Source organism: Oleiphilus sp. HI0043 (genome assembly GCF_001634935.1).
Genome location: NZ_LWEY01001266.1, coordinates 1 through 688, shown reverse-complemented (window position 1 = coordinate 688; position 688 = coordinate 1). Strand labels below are relative to the sequence as shown.

At 42.6% G+C, this 688-nt stretch carries 1 protein-coding gene; it reads right to left on the bottom strand.

Features of this window, described 5'->3' with window-relative positions:
* Nucleotides 1-85: 85 nt before the first annotated feature.
* A complete protein-coding gene (locus A3729_RS16315; RefSeq protein ID WP_068514263.1) occupies nucleotides 86-478 on the bottom strand; it encodes a hypothetical protein in 393 nt (130 codons plus the stop codon).
* Nucleotides 479-688: the final 210 nt, after the last annotated feature.

Genomic DNA, 688 nt, shown 5'->3' with positions numbered 1-688 from the left:
CCACTCCATAAGCTTTGGATATCTTCAAGCTTAATAATAGAACGAGCCCTGGTCACGTTTAAAATTTGAGACGATAGCGAATGGCTCATGCTAGGTGGCGCCTATCATTCAAAGCAAATAGCCCCTTTCCTAATCGGTAAAGTACCCAAACGCCAACTGCCAACATAATAGGAACCCCAATGATTGCGCCAATAATGGTCACGATCAGAATCCAGGCAATGACTAAACCAACCAAGGCTTTCCAGAAAGTTGTGATTAACCAGTCAAAGTGGGAATACAAGAAGGTACCGTCGGCATCACCCCGCCAGATATAGCTCATAACCAATGCTATGATCGAAGGCCAGCCGGTAAGGAAAGCCGTCAGAATAAACGCTGGCGTTAACAGGCCACTTATAGCACTAAAAATATGTAAGGCATAAATAAGGTAGGTGATTTTAAGCAAGGATGCTGAAGGCTTACCAGGCATATCGGGGAACATTGAGTTTGCACCTTTATATTGACGGTTTTGGTGGAGTTGTAGCTAAGTAAACGATATGGCGAGAAGTATTTAATGGCAAGTTAATCATTAGAAAACAGTGTTTCAATGTTATTAGAGTCAACAACTCTTGGGCGGTTTCTGTTATTGTCGTGAAGCGCTTTTGCACTAATGACATTTAAGGCCAGGGCTATCTCTCATTCGATACGAAAT

Bases quoted from the DNA above. Each gene is read 5' to 3' on its own strand.
- A3729_RS16315 (WP_068514263.1), bottom strand. From the start codon at position 478: ATGTTCCCCGATATGCCTGGTAAGCCTTCAGCATCCTTGCTTAAAATC.